Source organism: Halomonas sp. N3-2A (genome assembly GCF_002216165.1).
Lineage (GTDB): Bacteria > Pseudomonadota > Gammaproteobacteria > Pseudomonadales > Halomonadaceae > Vreelandella.
Genome location: NZ_CP022286.1, coordinates 2745715 through 2764267, shown reverse-complemented (window position 1 = coordinate 2764267; position 18553 = coordinate 2745715). Strand labels below are relative to the sequence as shown.

General features: G+C 50.7%; 18 protein-coding genes. 14 read left to right on the top strand and 4 right to left on the bottom strand.

What is annotated here, in order from left to right:
• Position 1 precedes the first annotated feature (1 nt).
• Positions 2-556, top strand: a complete 555-nt coding sequence (gene rloA3 / locus CEK60_RS12935) for a retropepsin-like aspartic peptidase RloA3 (protein WP_089039370.1) — start codon at positions 2-4, stop codon at positions 554-556.
• Between the two features lie 56 nt (positions 557-612).
• Here the strand turns inward: rloA3 and CEK60_RS12930 are convergent, their stop codons facing one another.
• Positions 613-1323: a 16S rRNA (uracil(1498)-N(3))-methyltransferase gene (locus CEK60_RS12930; protein ID WP_089039369.1), complete on the bottom strand. Its 711-nt coding sequence runs from the start codon at positions 1321-1323 to the stop codon at positions 613-615.
• Positions 1324-1457: 134 nt separating this feature from the next.
• Between CEK60_RS12930 and phaR the strand changes: the two genes are divergently transcribed.
• The 5 genes from phaR to CEK60_RS12905 all read left to right on the top strand — a co-directional run bounded on the left by phaR (position 1458) and on the right by CEK60_RS12905 (position 5103).
• On the top strand, positions 1458-1922 hold the full coding sequence (gene phaR / locus CEK60_RS12925; protein WP_038476915.1) for a polyhydroxyalkanoate synthesis repressor PhaR: 465 nt from the start codon (positions 1458-1460) through the stop codon (positions 1920-1922).
• A 107-nt stretch (positions 1923-2029) separates the two neighbouring features.
• Entirely contained in the window at positions 2030-3316 is a 1287-nt protein-coding gene (gene purD, locus CEK60_RS12920; protein WP_089039368.1) for a phosphoribosylamine--glycine ligase, read from the top strand.
• A gap of 52 nt (positions 3317-3368) precedes the next feature.
• On the top strand, positions 3369-3821 hold the full coding sequence (locus CEK60_RS12915; protein WP_089039367.1) for an acyl-CoA thioesterase: 453 nt from the start codon (positions 3369-3371) through the stop codon (positions 3819-3821).
• Positions 3821-4693: a phosphoribulokinase gene (locus tag CEK60_RS12910; RefSeq protein WP_038476906.1), complete on the top strand. Its 873-nt coding sequence runs from the start codon at positions 3821-3823 to the stop codon at positions 4691-4693. Before CEK60_RS12915 ends, CEK60_RS12910 begins: the two co-directional genes overlap by 1 nt.
• Positions 4694-4761: 68 nt before the next feature.
• Complete coding sequence (locus CEK60_RS12905) at positions 4762-5103, top strand: histidine triad nucleotide-binding protein (RefSeq protein WP_089039366.1); 342 nt, start codon at positions 4762-4764, stop codon at positions 5101-5103.
• Positions 5104-5205: 102 nt separating this feature from the next.
• Here CEK60_RS12905 and ettA read toward each other — a convergent pair whose 3' ends face one another.
• The 3 genes from ettA to CEK60_RS12890 form a co-directional block, all read right to left on the bottom strand.
• A complete protein-coding gene (ettA, locus tag CEK60_RS12900) occupies positions 5206-6867 on the bottom strand; it encodes an energy-dependent translational throttle protein EttA (RefSeq protein ID WP_038476899.1) in 1662 nt (553 codons plus the stop codon).
• 208 nt (positions 6868-7075) lie between these two features.
• Entirely contained in the window at positions 7076-7288 is a 213-nt protein-coding gene (locus CEK60_RS12895; RefSeq protein ID WP_089039365.1) for a PA3496 family putative envelope integrity protein, read from the bottom strand.
• Positions 7289-7452: 164 nt separating this feature from the next.
• The gene (locus CEK60_RS12890; protein WP_089039364.1) at positions 7453-7890 is read right to left on the bottom strand and encodes a PAS domain S-box protein; all 438 of its coding nucleotides are present in this window, start codon (positions 7888-7890) and stop codon (positions 7453-7455) included.
• Between the two features lie 381 nt (positions 7891-8271).
• Here CEK60_RS12890 and CEK60_RS12885 point away from each other — a divergent pair, with 381 nt between their 5' ends.
• The 8 genes from CEK60_RS12885 (at position 8272) to CEK60_RS12850 (ending at position 18543) form a co-directional block, all read left to right on the top strand.
• Positions 8272-8541, top strand: a complete 270-nt coding sequence (locus CEK60_RS12885) for a SelT/SelW/SelH family protein (RefSeq protein WP_089039363.1) — start codon at positions 8272-8274, stop codon at positions 8539-8541.
• The gene (locus tag CEK60_RS12880; protein ID WP_089039362.1) at positions 8538-9413 is read left to right on the top strand and encodes a DMT family transporter; all 876 of its coding nucleotides are present in this window, start codon (positions 8538-8540) and stop codon (positions 9411-9413) included. Before CEK60_RS12885 ends, CEK60_RS12880 begins: the two co-directional genes overlap by 4 nt.
• Before the next feature lie 345 nt (positions 9414-9758).
• Positions 9759-11225, top strand: a complete 1467-nt coding sequence (locus CEK60_RS12875) for a TolC family outer membrane protein (RefSeq protein WP_089039361.1) — start codon at positions 9759-9761, stop codon at positions 11223-11225.
• Positions 11226-11329: 104 nt separating this feature from the next.
• Positions 11330-13507, top strand: a complete 2178-nt coding sequence (locus CEK60_RS12870) for a type I secretion system permease/ATPase (RefSeq protein ID WP_089039360.1) — start codon at positions 11330-11332, stop codon at positions 13505-13507.
• Positions 13507-14937 carry an HlyD family type I secretion periplasmic adaptor subunit gene (locus CEK60_RS12865; protein ID WP_089039359.1) on the top strand — a complete coding sequence of 477 codons (1431 nt, stop codon included), beginning with the start codon at positions 13507-13509 and terminating at the stop codon, positions 14935-14937. Before CEK60_RS12870 ends, CEK60_RS12865 begins: the two co-directional genes overlap by 1 nt.
• Positions 14937-15560 carry a response regulator transcription factor gene (locus CEK60_RS12860; RefSeq protein WP_089039358.1) on the top strand — a complete coding sequence of 208 codons (624 nt, stop codon included), beginning with the start codon at positions 14937-14939 and terminating at the stop codon, positions 15558-15560. Before CEK60_RS12865 ends, CEK60_RS12860 begins: the two co-directional genes overlap by 1 nt.
• 113 nt (positions 15561-15673) lie before the next feature.
• Positions 15674-16723, top strand: a complete 1050-nt coding sequence (locus tag CEK60_RS12855; RefSeq protein ID WP_232471385.1) for a hypothetical protein — start codon at positions 15674-15676, stop codon at positions 16721-16723.
• Positions 16723-18543: a hypothetical protein gene (locus CEK60_RS12850; protein WP_089039356.1), complete on the top strand. Its 1821-nt coding sequence runs from the start codon at positions 16723-16725 to the stop codon at positions 18541-18543. The genes CEK60_RS12855 and CEK60_RS12850 overlap by 1 nt, the downstream gene beginning before the upstream one ends.
• Positions 18544-18553: the final 10 nt, after the last annotated feature.

Here is an 18553-nt window from a genome sequence, read left to right as displayed (position 1 = left end):
AATGAGGAAAACTTTTGTAGGTGTGCTGGCTACCGGTGTAATGGTCAGTGCTTTGTCAGTGAGCACAGCTATCCAGGCAGATGATAAAGTATTTGGTTGGGTTGAAAATGCATCCATTGAACCGTGGGGTATCGCTGTAAAAGCGAAGCTAGATAGCGGTGCGCTGACCTCTTCATTAGACGCGCGTGATATTGAGATGTTTGAGAAAGACGGTGAGGATTGGGTTCGCTTTCGTCTGAAGCTCGAAGATCAGGAAAACGGTGAAACGTTTAGCGATCAAATTGAGCGCCCCCTCTATCGAGAATTAGCGGTTCGTGGCGCAGGTGGTCGTGATGAGCGTCCAGTGGTGCTAATGGATGTTTGCATGGGCAACACGGTGTATGAAGAGCAGTTTAGTCTGCGAGATCGTGAAGAGATGATCTACCCACTGCTCTTGGGGCGTCGCACAATTAGCCACTTAGGATTATTAGATGTGCGCAGTACCTTTCTCCAAGACCCTGAATGTGGGGAGAATGCGGCCTATGTTCCCCACGATCCAACAGATGAACAGTCCTAATGACGCCGTTCTAAGTATAAAGCTCGTGTCACCCAGCTTGCTGGCGTAATCGGTGATTAAAAAAGTCGCGATAATAGTGCGGTGACGGCAGTTTCTACTCGTAAGATGCGAGGGCCTAGGTGCATGCCCTCGCAGCCTGCCTCAAGTAGTTTTTCAACTTCCCAAGGTATAAAACCGCCTTCTGGTCCAACGAGAAGCAGTACGTTTCCTTCTATATTTCGCGGGCAGGCATTCGGCATGCCAGGGTGTGCCACCAGCCCGCGTCGTTCTTTTAGCAGCTCAGGCAGTTGTTGTTCTAAAAAGGGCCGAAAGCCTTTGCACAGCGTCACATCAGGCCGTTGTGTGTCTCGCGCTTGTTCCAGGCCTAGCACTAAGTGGTGATGAATTTTTTCTGCACGGAGTTCTGGGGACTGCCAGTAGCTTTTTTCCACCCGCTTGGTGTGAAGCAGTGTAATATTTTTTACACCAAGAGCCGTGACATGCTCTAAGGTACGTGCCAGCATTCTGGGGCGAGGAAGCGCCAATACTAAGTGTACTGGCAAGGGCGGAGGGGGGAGCTCATTGAGATTTTCCAGTGTGAAGGTTGCCTGGGTCTCGTGTAGTTCAGTTAGCTGCGCTTTCCCCATCTTGCCGCCCTGTAGACCGACTGTGTAGTAGTCCCCTACACAAGCGCGGTGCACCTCGCGTAAATGGGTGATACGTCGTGTGTCAGTAAGGTAAGCATAAGCTCCCTTCACTTCGCTCGGATCAAGCAGAATAAGATTCATGATTGTCGTCTATTGGTCATAAGGAAGACACGCCTAACGGTACTAATCCGTTAAGCTGGCTTGCATAGGCGCATGTTGCAGGCACAATAGCAGCAACGGCGACAAAGCCTCTACCGCGTTTAAGGAGATGCGCTGTGCGCGTAATTCGCAAATATGCCAACCGTAGGTTGTACGATACTCAACAAAGTCGTTACGTGACGCTTGAGGATCTGCGGCGTTTGATTATTGAAGAAGAACCCTTCCGCGTCGAGGATGCAAAAAGCGGTGAAGACCTGACGCGGACCATTTTGCTGTCGATCATTATCGAGCAAGAGCAGGCTGATAGTGAAGCCGAAGTTTTCTCAAATGACCTGCTGGCTCAGTTGATCCGTGTGTACGATATGTCATCGCCTTTACCGCTAGCACGTTATTTAGAGCAGGGCACCCAGCTCATGCTGGAACAGCAAAAGCGCATGCAAAGCCAGTGGCAACAAGCGATACGCCACTCTCCTATGGAGTTCATGCGTGAGCTGGCCGAAGAAAATATGCGTTTTTGGCAAAAAACGCTTAACCAGCCTAATCAAACAGACGATGACGATACGCCGGATAAAAGCTCCTGACGCCGCTGGTTGAGTCGTTGTGGCATAATATGCCGATTAACTTAGTTACGCTTTCGTTACGCTTTCAGCTAATCTCAGCTAGGCACTCCCGTTTGAGAAGGATGATGATGAACGTTTTAATGATAGGTGGCGGTGGTCGCGAGCATGCATTGGCGTGGAAACTAGCGCAGTCTAGTGACGTTGAGCAGGTGTTTGTAGCGCCAGGTAATGCAGGTACTGCCACTGAGCCTAAATTGACCAACGTAGCTATTGAAGCAACAGATTTAGACGCGTTGGTGGCGTTTGCCCAGCGCGAGCAGGTAGCGCTAACAGTAGTAGGGCCAGAAGCGCCGTTAGTTGAAGGGGTGGTTGATCGCTTTCAGGCGGCTGGCCTGACAATTTTTGGGCCTTCACAACGCGCCGCACAGTTGGAAGGCTCTAAGTCGTTTACCAAAGACTTTCTGGCACGCCACCAAATTCCTTCTGCCGCGTATCAAACCTTCACAGCGGTAGAGCCAGCCTTGGCTTACTTAGCTGAGATGGGCGCGCCTATTGTCATCAAAGCTGACGGCTTGGCGGCGGGTAAGGGTGTCATTGTAGCGATGAGTGAAGCCGAAGCTGAAGCGGCTATTCGCGATATGTTAGAGGCGAATGCATTTGGCGATGCGGGTGCGCGCGTTGTTATCGAAGAATTTCTGGAAGGCGAAGAAGCCAGCTTTATCGTCATGGTTGATGGTGAGAATGTGGTGCCGATGGCCACTAGCCAAGACCATAAGCGTGCCTATGACGGCGATACTGGCCCCAATACGGGCGGCATGGGAGCTTACTCTCCGGCGCCGGTGGTAACCCCAGAAATCGACGAGCGCATCATGGAGCAGGTTATACTTCCCACCGTGCGGGGCATGGCGGAAGAAGGAAATGCATATACCGGCTTTTTATATGCAGGCCTAATGATTGATGCTGAAGGCAACCCAAAAGTAATTGAATATAACTGCCGTTTTGGTGACCCCGAAACTCAGCCAATCATGATGCGATTAACGTCAGATTTGGCCGCGCTTTGCTTGGCTGGCGCTAAGGGTGAGCTTGCCGATAAGCAGTGTGAGTGGGACTCCCGCGCAGCCGTGGGTGTTGTGATTGCGGCAGGTGGCTATCCCGGCAGTTACCGCAAAGGCGATGTCATTCATGGCTTGGAGCAGGCAGGTCAGGCGCAGTGCAAAGTATTCCATGCAGGCACTACTCAGGCTGCTGACGGCAGTATCGTAACCGCAGGCGGGCGAGTGCTATGCGTAACCGCGCTAGGCAACACAGTATCTGCTGCTCAACAGCAAGCATACCAGGGGGTTAAAGCGATTCACTGGGAGGGTGCTGAATTCCGCCGTGATATCGCATTCCGTGCTATCGCCCGAGAAAAATAGCGATCAGCGATGATCTCGCCGGAGCTAAACCACCACTGACAAGGAGCTAAGCATGGAGCGTGTCACGCTAGATTTCCCCACGGCAGCGATTATTCATCGGCATCCTTTAACGGTGCGCGTAACGGATATGAATTACGGTCGCCACCTGGGGCATGACGCTTTAGTATCGCTGCTGCATGAAGCTCGCGTGCATGCGTTCGCTGCGCTAGGTTTTCCGGAGTGGGATATAAAAGGCTACCCGAGCGTTGTTGCTGACCTAGCGGTTCAGTACCAGAGCGAGGCGCGCTGGCCGGATGCTTTGGTCATTGAGACCGCTGTCCCTGAACCACAAGGCAAAGCGTTGACGGTTTATCAGCGCATTTGTCATGCAGAAACCGATAAGGTGGTGGCAACGGCTCGGGTTAACCAGCTTCTTTTAGACCTTTCTTCAGGGCGGCCTGTCAAAGTGCCTGATGACGTTGCGCAGGCGATTGCTCGCGCGACTGCTCAGGAGAGAGGTACTTAATGTCGCGGGAATATCCAATCATTGCCATCACAGGCTCTTCAGGCGCGGGTACTACCACGGTGCGTCGCAGCTTTGAGCGCATGTTCCTGCGTGAAGATGTGCATGCTGCCATGGTGGACGGCGATGCCTTTCACCGCTACACCCGCGATGATCTCCAGCGGATTTTTCGTGACGAGCCTGAACGCAAAGATGAGCTTTCTCACTTTGCTGTAGAAGCTAATCTGCTTGATCGACTTGAAGGGCTTTTTGTTGAGTACGGTGAGCATGGAGCGGGTACGTTCCGTCACTACATTCATGCAGAAGATAAACAAAAAATTGAGGCAGGTTATCGAGTAGGGACGTTCACTGAGTGGCAGTCACTGCCTTGTGGTACTGATCTGCTCTTTTACGAAGGGCTGCATGGCGGCTTGGTGACCCAAGAGTATGATATTGCTCGTCACGTAGATTTGCTAGTCGGCGTTGCGCCGACCATGAATCTTGAATGGATTCAAAAAATTGATCGTGATACCAAGCTGCGCGGTTATTCCCAGGAAGCGGTCATCGATACCATATTAGGGCGCATGGATGATTACGTGCGCTACATTCAGCCGCAGTTCTCGCGTACCCATATTAATTTCCAGCGTGTGCCCACTGTCGATACGTCGAACCCCTTTGAGGTTCAGGATATTCCGACCGATGCAGAATCGTTTGTGGTGATTCGCTTTAGAGATCCCTCAACGGTGGATTTTCCATGGCTATTGGCGATGATAAAAGATTCATTTATGACACGTCCGCACACGTTAGTGGTGCCTGGAGCGCGAATGTCGTTAGCGATGGAGCTGATCCTAGCGCCGCTAGTTCGCCATTTGTTGTCTCAGCGCCGTTTTCGCTAGGCCGTTTTTGCTAGTCCGTTTTTGCTAGTAAGCACGTTTTCGCCACTTACAAAAATGAAGGAGGCCGTATGGATTGCCTGTTTTGCAAAATAATAAACCGCGAAATTCCCGCAGATATTGTGTTTGAAGATGAGCATGTATTGGCGTTTAACGACATTAATCCTCAGGCGCCAACGCATCAACTGATTATTCCTAAGAAGCATATTGCTACGCTTAACGATATTGATCCTGAAGACCTAGCCCTGGTTGGGCGTTTGCAGCACACTGCCGCACAGCTGGCCAAGCAGCAAGGCTTCGCGGAAGATGGTTATCGTGTGGTGATGAATTGTAATGAAATGGGTGGTCAGACGGTTTATCACATTCATATGCATTTATTGGGAGGTCGGCAGTTTACTTGGCCGGCAGGCTGATAGCGGGTTTGTTTATTTTATAGCCCAACAAAAGCAAAAAGCCCCTGTGCGTTTTTAGCGTACAAGGGGCTTTTTACGTATCAGCGGTATGGCAACGAATCGTTATGCGTCGATGCGCTTATACTTCATTCGCTTAGGTGTGTCGTTACCCACGCGCTTCTTGTGGTCTTCTTCATATTCGGTGTAGTTACCATCGAAGAAAACGACTTCTGAATCGCCTTCAAAGGCGAGAATGTGCGTGGCGATACGGTCTAGGAACCAGCGATCGTGAGAGATTACCATCGCGCAGCCTGGGAAGGCCAGCAGCGCTTCTTCCAAAGCGCGTAGGGTCTCGATGTCCAGATCGTTTGAAGGTTCGTCTAACAGCAGTACGTTTGCGCCTTGTTTAAGCGTTTGGGCAAGCTGAAGGCGGCCGCGCTCACCACCAGAAAGCTCATCTAGACGCTTCTGCTGATCGTTGCCCTTAAAGTTAAAGCGGCCAACGTAGGCGCGCGAAGAAACTTCATAGCCGTTAATGTTGAGAATGTCTTGTCCGTCAGAGACGGCTTCCCAAACCGTTTGCTTGTCGTCTAGCGCGTCGCGCAACTGCTCAACGTAGGCAATATCGACAGTCTCACCAATCACTACTTCGCCAGCATCCGGCTGTTCCTGGCCGGTGACTAGCTTGAACAGTGTTGATTTACCAGCCCCGTTACCACCTACAATCCCGACAATCGCCCCTTGAGGGATGGTGAACGAGAGGTCTTGGTAGAGCAGTTTGTCATCAAACCGCTTGGTCACGTTATGAAACTCGATGACCTTATCACCCAGACGCGGGCCAGGCGGAATATAGATCTCATTTGTTTCATTACGCTTTTGGAAGTCGCCAGACTGCATCTCTTCAAAGCGATTAAGGCGCGCCTTGCTCTTCGCTTGGCGTCCTTTTGTGTTGCTGCGTACCCACTCAAGCTCTTGTTTGATAGCTTTCTGGCGCGATACTTCCTGTTTGGCTTCTTGGTTCAGGCGCTGCTCTTTCTGCTCCAGCCACTGAGAGTAGTTGCCTTCAAAAGGAATGCCCTGGCCGCGGTCAAGTTCCAGAATCCATCCGGCAACGTTGTCCAGGAAGTAACGGTCGTGGGTGATGGCCACGACAGTACCGTTATAGTCGTGCAAGAAGCGCTCTAGCCAGGCCACGGATTCAGCATCCAAGTGGTTGGTAGGCTCATCGAGCAAGAGCATATCGGGGCTTGAAAGCAGTAGGCGGCACAGTGCTACACGGCGGCGCTCGCCCCCAGAAAGGTTGCCTACTTTGGCATCCCAGGGCGGCAGACGCAGCGCTTCAGCAGCAACTTCCAGCTTACGCTCAAGGTTATGCGCATCAGCGGCTTCAATAATATTTTCAAGGCGTGCTTGTTCGCTTGCTAGGGCATCAAAATCCGCATCAGGCTCGGCATACGCGGCATACACCGCATCCAGTTTTTCCTGGGCTTCTTTAATCGCGCCTAACGCCTCTTCTACCGTATCGCGGACGTTCTTTTCGTCATCAAGCTGTGGCTCCTGAGGCAGGTAGCCCACATTAATACCAGGCATCGGACGAGCTTCACCTTCAAACTCTTTATCGACACCGGCCATAATGCGTAGCAGTGTGGATTTACCGGAACCGTTCAAACCCAGTACGCCAATTTTGGCGCCAGGGAAAAACGATAGCGAAATATCCTTGAGAATTTGCTTTTTGGGTGGCACAACTTTGCCAACCCGGTTCATGGTGAATACGTATTGCGCCATGGAAATCCGTTAGGTTGTTGGAGAAAAGAGTCGCAGCTGTGTGCTGGCATAGGGCTAAGATGATAGTGCTCAGCGCAGGTAAAGGCCAGACGCGTAGAAGATAAGTCTTGTGTATGCGTTGATCGGCAGCTCAGTGAAGGCTTAGTGCGTGAGTCACTCGACGTCGTAACTAAGCTGCCAATCAATGAAAGCGGTTGAGGCGATCAGGTTATTCCTCTTCATCCCAATCATCTTCAATAGCGCGCTGCAAACGGCGCTCTTCAAGCCATGCTTCTACTTGGCGGCGGGCGCGAAGCGTATCTGCTTTGCTGGGTTTGCTTTTGCCGTAGTGGTCATCGTTAACAGCGTCTAAGTTATCGAACTCATCTGCATCGATTGCATCACTGGCATAAGATTCACGATTTAAGGGGTCACGGCTCATAGTATGCCCTCCAACCCAAGCCGGCGCACCGGCATCACAACGGCTTCCTCTTTCAATCGGTAGATGAAACAAGAAGCGCCTGGCGCTTTTATGCGCTTAGCCGCTATATACCGCCACTTAGGTTGAAGTTCAAGCCCTTGAGGCTACTTTATTGGCATTTTTGTTTATTCTGCTAGTTCTTGGCGCTTTTGAATGGCTGCCAATGCTTGCTGTGCTTCTACGCGTTCCGTCACATCTTTCTGTACGCCGATGTAGTACATCAAGTTATCAGCTTCGTCATAAACGGGTGTAATAGACAGCTCGTTCCAGAACATAGTGCCGTCTTTGCGGTAATTACGCAGCACTTCACGAGAAGGGCGACCCTCTTTCAGCGCTTCCCGGATAGAGACCAGTGCATCTTGGTCACGGTCTTCATTTTGTAAAAAACGGCAGTCGCGATAAAGAATTTCATCTGCACTGTAGCCGGTGAGACGTTCGAAGCCTTGGTTGACGTAAATCAGAATGTTTTCATCGCCTTCTTGCTCTGCAACGACGATGCCATCCTCGGAGGCGTCAATAATGCGTTCGAGTAACTCAGGGCTGATCAAAGGAGATCGTTTCATCAATGGGTTCCTGTTGCTGCTCTCGTTCTTCCGAAGCTATGCGCTGTCCATCAACGCGGAGCTAAGCGGCATTTCATATTGCTTAATAAAGGTAGAATAGCAAAAACCCAGCTAATCACCGCTAATTACCTACCATCATGGCGAGCGTTGTGATGCATTGCAATCGACGGCGCTATTCTGCCTCAGGTAATCGTTGGGCTGATAACATGGCACCGAATGCTGTCCCGGCAAGCAGAATAGCAGCGGAGCGCTACCAGGCCATTTGGCCAATCCACCGATCATCCCACCTACCTTGGTCATTGCGTTCCCTTGGCAGTTGCTAATGTAAGGTGACAGAATGAAAAACAAGGATGCCACATTAAAACGTTTAGGGACCTCTGTATGTCACGCATTCAAATACGTTACTGCACGCAGTGCCAGTGGTTGTTGCGCAGTGCTTGGTATGCCCAAGAGCTGCTTTCAACCTTTGGTGAAAGTCTTGCAGAGGTTGCATTGTCTCCCTCTCATGGTGGCACCTTTGAGATATGGTGCGACGAGGCATTGCTATGGGAAAGAAAGCGCGATGGTGGCTTTCCAGATATCAAGGTCCTAAAGCAACGCGTACGGGATAAAATCGAGCCAGCTCGGGATTTGGGGCATATCGACCGATGAACCAAGATCGTCAAGCCATACTGTATGGTCTTGGAGCGGTGGCGCTATGGTCGACAGTTGCTACGGCTTTTAAGGTCGCTCTTGCCTGGATGAGTCCGCTAGAGTTGATGTGGCTCGCGGCCCTTGTATCTTGGGTATTCATGTTTGTGTTGGTAGTGAAGCAAGGACATTTAACAGAAGCCCTTCGCCATGGCTGGCGAACCGCTGCATGGGCTGGGTTGATGAATCCTGTTGCCTACTATCTAGTGCTGTTTGCCGCTTACGATAGGCTGCCTGGGCAAGAGGCAATGGCACTCAACTATACTTGGGCGCTGGCAATGGCGCTTCTGGCGGTGCCGATCCTAGGGCAACGGCTCACGCGAGTGGATGTGATCGCGGGGCTCATTGCCTACGCGGGTGTCTGGGTGATAGCAACCCGCGGTAATGTTTTCAATGTAGATTTCGCAGACCCCCTTGGAGTCGTGTTTGCACTTGTGTCGACGCTGTTATGGGCACTCTACTGGTTGCTCAACGCACGGGATGAAAGGGCGCCCTTAGTCGCACAATGGCAGAACTTCAGCGTCGGCTTGCCTGTTTTAACGCTGCTATTGATTGTCGGGCCAGGGTTCAGTTGGCATGGCTGGCAAGCTTTAGGCGCGGGTGTCTATGTGGGTCTTTTCGAAATGGGGGTCGCTTTTATTCTTTGGCAGATGGCGGTTCGCAAGGTCTCGCGTACGGCCAAGGTGTCTAATCTGATATTTCTTTCGCCGCCTATTTCGCTGCTACTGCTCTATCTGGTTGTCAATGAGCCATTGTTGGCATCCACGTTGGTAGGGTTGATGCTGATCCTTTCAGGGCTAGCGCTGCAGCAGCTGCAATCTTCGAAAGCCTAGCTCTTGAAACCGGTGCTTAAAGCTCAGTTCTTAAAACCTGATCTTAACATCTAGCCTCAGAACCCAGAATGTGAAATTTAGTTAAAGTAAATGCTTTGTAATGTTTTTTTAGGATTTTTATTGTAAAATTTTGTGACTCTTGGCTTCATGACATCGGCCTAACGGCTAATGCTATTAAATTAAGCTAAGTAAATGCGCTAATTCGTAACACTGAGTCGTATCAATACTCATTAGTATGAGGTGTTGACCAGAGGGCGAAGCAAGAGAGTCAAGGGTGCCCCAGGGTTGGTGGCGTTTAGCAGCTATTTCTTCAGCAGCGTAAATATTCATTAGGGATCTATGGCGATGAAAGACGGTATTAAAACGACACTAAGAACTTTGTTTTTACAGCGCGCTATTCGACCGCTTACGGTTACTACTCTGGCTTGTCTTCCTCTCTCTGCTTTAGCTCAGGCGTTACCAGCGACGCTTTACGCGCCAGGTACTACTGATCTGTCGAGCACCATTCAGCAGGCTATCGTTACCAATCCTCAGGTGAACGCATCCTGGGCCAACTTTAGTGCCTCGGGAAGTGATATTCGAGTTGCTCAAGGTGGTTATTTGCCTACGATTGATGTCAGCGCGGGTATCGGTCGGCAAGATCAGCAGAATGATGGGCGCGGCAGCTACGATAGCGATTTTGCTGAGCTGACCTTAACCCAAATGGTTTTTGATGGTTTTGCAACGCGCAGTGAGGTTGAGCGCTTGGATCGTGCGCGGCTAGTCGCCTATTTTGAACTTTTGGGTGCCAGTGAAGAAGTTGCGCTTGAGGCTTTTCGTAGTTATCTCGATGTATTGCGCTATCGCGAATTGGTGCGCTTAGCGCAGGATAACTACCGTGAACACCAGCGGGTATTTGCACAGATTGAAGAGCGAGCGCTTTCTGGTGCAGGGCGAGGTGTTGATCTTGAACAGATTAGTGGCCGCTTAGCCTTAGCCGAATCCAATCTGATGTCGGAAGCATCGAACCTTCATGATGTGACTGCACGCTACCAGCGAATTGTTGGTGCACTACCGGCACAAACTATGGCGCCCGCGCCGTCGCTTGCTACTGAACTGCCCGCGGATGTTAGCCAAGCCATTGAGTTGGCGTTCCAGGGTAACCCTGAGTTCCACGCGGCGATTGAAAATATGGCGGTACAACGCGCTGAGCGTGAGGGTGCCCGCGCTGCCTTTATGCCGCGTCTAGATATTCAAGGACGCACCGGCACTAACAACCAAGATGATGCCATTGGTGGCCGTCGTGATGAGCACAGCATTCAACTTGTCGCGAGCATGAATCTTTACCGCGGTGGTTCCGACTATGCTGCCTTCAATGCGGCAACCACACGAATTGAAGAAGCCGATAGCCAGCGAGAAACAGCGTGCACCAATGTTAGACAAACGACACAAATCGCTTATAACGACACGCAGCGTCTCAACGAACAGTTGGAATATTTAAACGAACACCGACAGTCTATTGATCGTGTACGTGGTGCTTATCAGCAGCAGTTCGATATTGGCCAGCGCACGCTTTTAGACGTACTGGACAGTGAGAACGAATATTTTGAAGCAAGTCGTGCCTATGCAAACGCGCAGTTTGACTTAACGCTGGCGCAAGCACGAACGCTGGCGGCGATGGGGCAGCTGATGCAAACCTTACAAGTAGCCCGTGATGATATTCCTAGCCTTGATGAGCTTGGCTACGAAGACTCTGCATCGCGTGTAGAGATGGCCTGCGCAGTTGATGGGCCGCGTGGCTTTACGCTAGAAGATTTTACCAGTGGTATTTAATGGCTGATGAGTGGCGGCCATTAGGTCGCCGCATTAGGCATACTTGCTGGTGAAGCTTCCGTGAATGATTTTTTCGACGAATTCATTAGGATGATGAGGTCTCAGTGACGCAACGTAAGCTGGAAGTATCTCGGACTGACCGCGATAGTGATCAGGAAGAACACGATGAGTTACTGGAGTGTTTAAAGACAGTTGCTTCATATTATCAGCACGAGGTGTCATCAGAGGCCTTAAAAGCGGGCCTGCCTTTAGAGCAAGGAAAATTAATTCCTTCTGTCTTCGGGCGGGCAGCCTCACGAGCCGGGCTTACTGCGCATATTGTGAAAAGTAAGCTCTCAGGGCTAAATCCTGCGCTGTTTCCGGCAATTTTATTGCTGGAACCAGGCCGTGCTTGTGTGTTGCTAGGACTGGATTTCAAGCAACAAAAAGCAAAAGTAATTTTTCCTGAGCTGTCAGAAGCTGACACGGAAATATCGCTAGAGGAGCTTCACGCCGGTTACAGCGGTGAAGCCATCTATGTGCGGCCAAAGTTCAGAGTCGATAGCACCTCCGAAACGAGTGTTAAAAAACGCCGGGACCAGCACTGGTTTTGGGGCGTTATTCGTGAAAATCGTCGCCTCTACCGCGACATTGTTTTAGGTTCAGTGGCGATCAACTTATTCGCGCTGGCGATGCCGCTGTTTGTGTTGAACGTTTATGACCGTGTCGTACCCAATCAAGCCACTGAAACGCTTTGGGTGCTGGCAATTGGTATTTTTATCGTGCTGTGCTTTGACTTAGCGCTGCGCTTAATGCGCAGTAGCTTTGTTGATTTGGCGGCCAGCCGGGCAGACGTAAAACTCTCATCGTCTATTATGGCGAAAACGTTAGGGTTGCGTTTAGAGGAGCGGCCAGTATCGACAGGCTCTTTTACCTCCACGCTTCAATCGTTTGAGTCGATACGAGCGTTTATTGGCTCTGCAACCATCCTTGGCATAGTGGATTTGCCCTTTGTCATGCTTTTTGCGGCCATCATTGCACTGATCAATCCCTGGCTTGTGTTGCCAGTGCTTGCAGGTGTCGTTTTCGTGCTTTTATATGCCCTTGCAGCACAAGGGAAGCTACATGAGCTTTCACAGACGACCTGGGAAGTGGGCGCGCAGCGTAATGCTTTACTGGTGGAGTCTGTTTCCCAATTAGAAAACGTCAAGGCATTGCGAGCAGAAAGCCGTATTCAGCGCCACTGGGAAAAAGCATCCGCCTTTTTATCGAGAACCGGCGCTCAGCTCAAAATGGTGAGTACCTCGGTTTCAAGCGTTGCTCAGTGGGCTCAGCATAGCGTGGCCGTATGCGTCATTATCATCGGTGTCTATCAAATTATTGAAGGCAACTTGACCCAGGGCGGTTTAATTGCCGCTTACATGCTCTCTTCCCGAGCAATGGCGCCTGTTAGCCAAGCGGCTGCTTTACTGGCTCAGTACCATCAGTCCTCAACGGCCCTGGAGTCGTTAAATGATGTAATGGCCAGGGGTGTAGAGCGTCATGAAGGTAAAGCCTACGTAGAAAAGCCCAGTTTTACCGGCAGCATTCGCTTAGAGAAAGTTACCTTGCGCTATCCCCATGAAGAAAGAGAAGCATTGCGTGATGTCTCTCTTTCCATCAAAGCCGGTGAAAAGGTCGCGTTACTCGGCCGTGTTGGCTGTGGAAAGTCATCGCTGAACAAACTTGTGCTTGGTTTTTATCAGCCTACGTCCGGCGCGGTATTGGTAGATGGCGTGGATATTCGTCAGCTAGACCCCCTCCAGCTTCGTCGTCATATTGGCTATGTGCCTCAGGATGTCAGCCTGTTTGCTGGGACACTGCGAGATAATATTGTCGCTGGTGGTGGAAACGACCGAGTTGATGACGAGGCGTTGCTCCGGGCAATCGAAATTGCTGGGCTTGATTCACTGGTTAATAGCCACCCTAAAGGCGTTGATCTTGAAGTAGGTGAACGAGGGCAGGCGCTTTCAGGCGGGCAAAAACAAGCGGTAGCTATCGCAAGGGCCGTGGTGCAAGACCCTCCAATATTGCTGCTTGATGAGCCAACCAGTTCAATGGATAACGCCAGTGAGGAAGCGTTTAAAGCCAACCTAACCAATGTTGCACCAGGGAAAACCATCCTGGTTGTCACTCATCGTACATCGCTGCTATCCCTCGTTGATCGCATCATTGTTATGGATGCTGGAAAAGTGGTGGCGGATGGTCCTCGCGACACGGTAGTGGAGGCATTGCGCAAAGGCCAGATCGGGAGGGCGTCATAATGGCGAAAAAAACCACCTCCACAGGGGAGCAAAAAGGCTTTGAGGCCATTGGTCGTTTCTCTGAGAAAGGGAAGAAGCCATTTCGTCCTTTTATGGATCGACTCTTTGCTCGACGTATCACCTCTGCGCATCTTAATCGTGATTGGGCAAGCGACACTGATTGGGCGCGTATGCAGCAAGAGCCCATTCGTGCGCGGCTATTTCTCTACACCGTTTTAGTGACCATCGTTGTACTGGTGGCTTGGGCATCGGTTGCTGCTATCGACGAAGTGACTCGTGGTGCAGGGCGCGTCATTCCGGCCAGCCAATTGCAGCGTATTCAGTCATTTGACGGTGGTGCGATAGAACAAATCATGGTCCGAGAAGGGCAGGTGGTCAGTGCTGGCGACGTGTTAATGCAAGTTGACCCAACGCGGTTCGTTTCTGACTTTCGCGAGAACCGTGCTCAGCGTTTTGCGCTTGAAGCACGCGCGGAGCGGCTGCGGGCGTTAGCTACGGGAACTACTTTTGAGCCTTCCGAAGAGTTGCGTCAAGAAGTGCCCGATATCGTAATGCAGGAACGAGAAGTATATGAAAGCCGCCGCGAGGAGTTGCGCGAGCAGGAAAATGTGCTCAACGATCGCATTCGGCAGCGTCAAGAAGAGCTTCGGGAAGCGCAGGCACGTCGTGATACTGCCCAGCGCGAAGCAAGTATGGCCGGACAAGAGCTTAACTTGACGCGCCCGTTGCTTGCCTCTGGTGCTGTTTCAGAAGTTGAGGTATTGCGCTTGCAGCGTGAAGTATCACGCGCTACAGGTGAGCGTAACCAAGCTGCCGCCGCTGTTTCACGTCTTGAAGCTGGCGTGGAAGAAGCCGAGGGGCAGTTACTAGAGTTAGGTGCCGAACGCAGGAGTGAGTGGCGAAATGAGCTTGCTCAGACGTTAGGAGACTTAAATGCGCTTCAGCAGTCAGGTACGGGTCTGCAAGATAGAGTACGGCTTACCGAAATACGCTCACCTGTCGATGGTGTGATTCAGCGCCTTCATGTTAATACGATTGGTGGAGTGCTCCAGCCAGGCCAGGAAGTGGTAGATATCGTGCCCAGCGATGACCAACTGCTGGTTGAAGCGCGCATTGCGCCCCAAGATATTGCTTTTCTCCACCCCGGTCAGCCCGCGACGATTAAGCTCACTGCCTATGACTATGCCATTTATGGTGGATTGCAGGCTGAGCTTGATCACATCAGCGCAGATACGATCACTGATGATGAGGGCAATACATTTTACTTAGTCCGTGTTCGTAGTTTGCAAGATGAAAGCATTACTGATCAGCTTCAAGTTATCCCAGGGATGACGGCACAGGTAGATATTGTGACAGGCAAAAGAACGGTCATGCAGTTCTTGCTAAAACCTGTTTTGAGGGCATGGCGAGATTCCATGGGGGAGCGCTAATGAAACATTGGTTTGTAGCAACGGATGGTAGCCTCAAGGCACGCTGGGAAAGTGCTTTTCCTCAAAGCGCAGCCACCACGCCAGATAAAGTATTGGATCAGTTGCAGTCAGGTGACGTGGTATGGCTAACAACCATGATCGAAAACTGGGATGAATTGATTCCGACGCTAACCTCACAAAAGACAATTGTAGTGCTGCTCAGCTATGCTCCTAATGATCGCGAGGCATTAAAGGCGCTTGATCTTGGAGCTCGCGGATATGTGCATACACTGGCAGCACCTGATGTACTTAAGCAAGTGGCCCTTGTGGTGACCAATCAAGGTGTGTGGGTAGGTCAAGAGCTGCTTGCGAAAGTGATGGGTGGAACATTTATGGCCCTGCAAAATCGCCAGAGCGGTGAACGTCATCAGCACAGTGAATATTTGAGCCTACTCACGGAGCGTGAGCGAGGCGTGGCGCTAGCCGTTGCTCGCGGGGCAACTAACAAAGAAGTTGCCCGCCGGTTAGACATTACTGAGCGCACGGTAAAAGCTCACCTAAGCGCGGTATTTAAGAAGCTATCTGTCCGTGATCGCCTGCAGTTAATATTAAAGTTAGCCCCCGTTGCTGAGCGCTTTTCATAACGGTTGCAATTGATGTACCTGAATGTGAGCGGCGTATCGCAAGGTATAAATGCGAAAAACATAGAGATAGCAGCGGTTTGCTACTTTGCACCGATAAAGCACGGACAGGTGAAATGCAGATGGCAACTGCTGGCGACACAGTAAAAAAAGCTACCCGATTCCATCCGTGGCGTGGGTGGGTTGCTTTGCTGATGCTTTGCGTGATGGTCGGCAAGCTAACGCCAGTGGTTGCCCAGCCGCACCCAGAAGCAGGCGAGTGCTATTATCTGCAGCGCGACAGGCCGCTCAAGGTGCTGGCAAGTGAGCCGAATAATACTGAGGGTCTGGAGAGTGTTCGCTTCTTCGTTGAGACCGCTGATCAGAGAGCGTTGCCAGACGCCACAAGACTTGATGACTTGAAAATGCAGCTTGAAGCTGCCGATGTGCTCTATCGTGAAGTGCTAGGCCTCACACCACCTTTACTTATGCCACGCTATCAGCGTGCAAACTTCATGATGGTGATGCTGCGTGCTGACCAAGTGCGTGGTGGGCAAGCTTATGATGAAGTAGTACGCAGCCCTGCCGTGTCTGATTGCCATATTCGTATAGCGTTAGGTGGGCAAGTCAATGCTGCAGAAAACTTAACACCTGCACATGAGTTATTTCATCTGTATCAAAATGCACACATGATGTTTAAGCAAGGTTGGGTGCATGAAGGGTTGGCTCGTTGGTCGGAATCACTATTGAGAGGTGGGGCACCAGTAGGGCGCCCCTTACCGACTAATGCCGAAGCGCTGGACGTGGTGATGCAAGATAGTTACGGCGCAGCAACCTTTTGGCAACGACTGTTTTATTTACTTGACCCCCAAGGCGCTAGCCTCATTCCAAAAGCGTTACGAGAGATGCGTTATCACGATGGCAGCCAAGTAGTGGCAGTGAGTGAGTATCATGGCAGTGCATTTCTACCGTTACTTTTCTCTTCGCTAAATGAGGCTGGGGCGACACTGGCCCATCAAGAGCAATGGCCAGTGTATGGTTGGGCAGAGGCAGAACAGCATGACCTGCGACACAATAGAGCCATCTTATCCGCTGTGCACCATGCCGTTTCCATATATATGCCGATAGCCGAACAACCGGACGAATTACGTACATTCATGCAACTTATTGAACCCATGGTTGATTGATGAGCAACCAGACCACTAACAGTAAGCGAGACACGATTAAAGGGGATCAAGTTCTCGATCTGATGGCTGCGTTAGTTCGTGCGGTGCTGTGGCCGTTCCGTTGGCGCGTGTTGGCTATCTTGCTAATACAAATTGCAAGTCAGGTCATGCTGCTGGCAAGCCTAGTGCTACCCTGGCAACTGCTTCAAATGTTGATCACCGGGCATAGCCGTATTGATGGTTGGGTTCCCAGGGTGGATGACCACGGTGACAAGATAACGATATTAATCGTATTGACCGTTCTCTGCTTTTGCAGCTACGCCATCCTTCAATGGCTAGTCAAAAAAGCCATTGCTTATCTTTCAACTCTCATTCTGGGGGGGTTGAATAAAACTCGGTTAGTTGCCAATCACCGATTACTTGGCAAGCACGTATTAGGCATTGTGATAGGTGCCTTATCATCAACGGTGATTGCGCTGATTTTCTGTCTTATAATCGCTCTGCTACACCCTCTATTAGCTCTATTGGCAGTTACCTGCGTGTTGGGGCTAGTAATGATTGTTGGCTTTTACTACCGCTTTGAGCGGGTGCAGAAAATTCAGAATATGTTGCAAGGCAATGTTCTGACTGTCATCAATATCAGCTTTGCGTTGGGGTTTTTAATTATTGTCCTGGATTATCTCAATGGGACGATGCGCCCACTCTTGACACTGTTCATATTGCTGCTGGGAATGCGCCAACTCATGGCGGCCAGTGTTAATGGGTTGGTCAATTTCTTGAGCATCATCAAGTATTTTCAGCAGATTAATATGCTGCTTTTGCCTCGCTCCCAGCAAATTTCTCTCTTTTCAACCACAAATTTTGTACAACGTTTTGAACAAGCAGCTCTTCAACAGTGGCTATTGCCATGGTTGATTGAGTCTAATTACTGCCACCGCGACCCTGAAATTTTGCAGTGTCGCCTGATTTCTGGGCGGGCCATCGCACACGTATTAATTGGTGATGTCGATAGCAATGGCCTCCCTCGTTATAGGTTGCTGAAGTGTTATGTCTCTGCAAGAGAGAACGAAGCGCTTCATGAAATTTCGCTACTGAGTGAAGTAGGTGGGTATTGTTATGGAAGCATCCCTACCGTGCCTGTTTTGCGAGCCAGTGGGCGTTTGCCTTGGTGTTCATATTTGTTGCTGGAAGTAGGCGATAATCCACCTCAGTGGAAGAACTCTGAAGAGCGTAAGCCTTGGATGAATGAGCTGCGTCAAAGCTTGCAGCACGTCCCTTTGCCGGACAAGATCAGTACCCAATACGCTGCAACGTTTGCCTCGCTGCCCGAGCGCATGAGAAATATTGAGGCATCGCACTTTGCCTATCTAACGCAAGAAGACAAACAGGCCTTTCAAGTTGAGCGTTTCATGCAGTTATGGCCGCTTATGATCGTTGAGATAGAAAGACTCCCCAAATGCTTGACGGTGCAAAATGCAAGTAGCGCGCGCATGGCAACCGTAGGCAATCATATGCTTCTGCTGGATTGGCATGGCTGGGTGTATGACACGCTGGGAGCGCACTGGCCGCTATCAGCAAAACTAAATGCGGAAGTGCATGAGTTAATTAGCAGTGAATGGAGAAGCCTTGATAGTCAGCAAGGCTGGCCTGGGTTTGCCTCACTAACCATGGCGGTGAACTGCGTTGCGCTAGCTGCGCGTGCGCACGAATTCTGCCAACGTTGTCGCCTCAATAATGATTCAAGCGCACTCAATATGATGTCCGGGCTTATAAAAGCCTATGAATCCATTGGGCAGGTTGATGAACAAAAAGCCAAACTGGAACGCTCCGTTCAGTATTAAAAAATCATCG